Below are 2,617 nucleotides of genomic sequence, written 5' to 3'. Positions count from 1 at the left end.
CTCCTTGTGTGGATGTCCGGGCGGGGGCCGGGGTCGGGCCGGTCCGGACGGCTTGCAGGGGGAAGGCAGTGCGGGAGGAGCGGTGGTGCGGGTGCAGCGGGCTGCGGTGGAACTGTGACACCGGGGACGCGTACATGTCATGACCGCGAAGTCAGGTTGGCCGGAAAGCGGCAGGCAGATGGATGTTTCAGGGGTGTGACGCGGGCCGGTGATCGGTAAAGCCGCAACCAAGAGCGGCCCGGTCCCGCGCAAAGGAAGATCAAAGAGCGGGACCGCCGCCGTCGGCCCGGCCCATGGGCGGCGGGGCGGACGGGCCGGCGGACGTCACGGCCGGGTAAATGGGCCGGGGCCCGAAATCGGCGGGCGGACGGCGAGGGCCTTGGCCGGATATCGCCGCAACCTGATGGCCTGCCGAGTGGTGCGCGCCGCGCCTCGCGTGCGGGGCGGCCCAGGGGAAGCGGACCGCGGGGAGTTCGCCCCGGCCGGCTTCCCGGGTCCGGAGGTCCGCCGGGGCGGGGTGCGGGCCGTCGTGACGGTGAGGCCGCGGGGCCGCCTGCGGGACGGCTGACGGCCCCGGGCGCGGGGTCAGTGCGGGGCGGGGGCGCCGTGCCAGGTGTGCCAGAGGGCGGCGTAGTCGCCGCCCGCGGCGACCAGTTCGTCGTGCGGGCCCAGTTCCGTGAGCCGGCCGTCCCGCATGACGGCCACCCGGTCCGCGTCGTGCGCGGTGTGCAGCCGGTGCGCGACGGCGATCACCGTCCGGCCCTCCAGCACCGCGGCCAGCGCGCGCTCGGTGTGCCGGGCGGTGGCCGGGTCCAGCAGCGCCGTCGCCTCGTCCAGGACCAGCGTGTGCGGGTCGGCCAGCACCACCCGGGCCAGCGCCAGCTGCTGCGCCTGCGGTCCCGACGTGCGGTACGCGTCCGCGCCGAGCACCGTGTCCAGCCCGTCCGGCAGCGCGGACGTCCACTCCGCGCCGACCGCCTTCAGCGCCGCCCACAACGCGGTGTCCGTCGCGTCCGGGTCGGCGATCAGCAGGTTGTCCCGCACCGTGCCGAGGAAGACGTGGTGCTCCTGGGTCACCAGCACCACCTGCCGCCGCAGCCGCTCCGGCGTCAGCGACACCACCGGCACCCCGCCCACCGTCACCGAACCGGCCGTGGGCGCGTCGATACCGGCGATCAGCCGGCTCAGCGTCGTCTTGCCCGCGCCGGAGGGGCCCACGACGGCCAGCCGTTCACCGGGCCGCACCATCAGGTCCACGTCGTGCAGCACCTCGGCCCCGCCCGCGTAGGCGTACCGGGCCCCCCGCACCTCGATCCGGTCGCCGTCCGGCTCCGCCGCGCCGGACGCCGCGGTGGCGGGCGCGCGCGAGAGCCCCTCGACCCGGGCGAACGAGGCGCCACCGGACTGGAGCTGCTCCATGTGGCTGAGCACCTCGTCCAGCGGCCCCTCCAGCTGACGCATGTACAGCGCCGCGGTCACCACCGTGCCCAGCTCGACCGAGCCCCGGGACAGCAGCCATCCGCCCAGCAGCAGGACGGTGACCAGCGGCAGGGCGTAGGAGATCTCCACCGACGGGAAGAACACGTTGCGCAGGAACAGCGTCCGCATCCGGGCGCCGCGGGAGACGGTCAGCGCCTCGCGGCCGGCCGCGGTCCGCGCCGCGCCGAGCCGGAACGCCTCGACCGTGCGGGCGCCCGAGGAGGTGGCGGAGAGGATCTCGGCCACCTGGGAGTTCGCCGCGCCCTCGGCCAGGTACGCGGTCCGGGCACGGCGCAGGTACCAGCGCGCCGCCAGGTAGGAGGGGACCAGCCCGGCCAGCGCGCAGCTGCCGAGCAGCGGGTCCGTCAGGACCACCGCGAACAGCAGGAGCACCAGCTGCGCGGAGGCGATGACGATCTGCGGCCCCGAGTCGCGCAGGGTGGCGCCGACGGCTGCCACGTCCGCGGTGCCCCGGGTGGCCAGGTCGCCGGTGCCGGCCCGCTCCACCACGGAGGCGGGCAGCGCCAGGCACCGGTCGACGAAGGTCTCCCGGACCCGGGCCAGGGCGCGTTCGCCCATCCGGTGGGCGGCGTAGCGGGCCCAGCGGGACAGCAGGAGCTGGACCACCGCGGCGGCCACGACCGCCAGGGCGAGCCGGTCCACGACCGACACCCCCGCCCCGTCCCGGACCTCGTCGACGATCCGGCCCACGAGCCACGGCCCGGCGAGCCCGGCCAGTGCGGCGAGGGTGGTGAGGGCGACCACCCCGGCGAAGCCGCGCCGGTCCTCCCGCACCAGCCGGGCCGCCGCACGACGCACCTCGGCGGGCCGGGCGACGGGCAGTTCGCGGCTCCCGGACGGTTCGCGGTCCTCGGGCAGTTCGCGGCTTCCGGAGCCTTCGCGGCTTCCGGAGCCTTCACGGCTTCCGGAGCCTTCGGGGCTCCCGGACGGTGCCCGGTCCTCGGGCAGTTCACGGTCCCCGGCCGGGGCGTCCGCCGGAACCGGGGTCGGAGCTGGGGCCGGAGCCGGAGCCGGGGCCGGGTTCGGGGTCGAGGCCGTGCCGGACGGTGGGGCGCCCGCGGCCGTGCCGGCGGGGGGGGGGGGGGGGGGGGGGCGGGCCGGGGGGGGGGGGGGGGGG

1 protein-coding gene is annotated in these 2,617 nt (G+C 77.1%); it reads right to left on the bottom strand.

All coding sequences use genetic code 11. From position 1 onward, the window contains the following. Window positions 1-585: 585 nt before the first annotated feature. Window positions 586-2,298, bottom strand: coding sequence for an ABC transporter ATP-binding protein (locus tag ACOV8S_RS13990; RefSeq protein WP_448318146.1), 1,713 nt, complete (start codon window positions 2,296-2,298; stop codon window positions 586-588). Window positions 2,299-2,617: the final 319 nt, after the last annotated feature.

The organism is Streptomyces sp. CO7 (assembly GCF_053474865.1).
The sequence above is the reverse complement of the archived record's forward strand: the minus strand, read 5'-3'. Positions and strand labels throughout refer to the sequence as shown.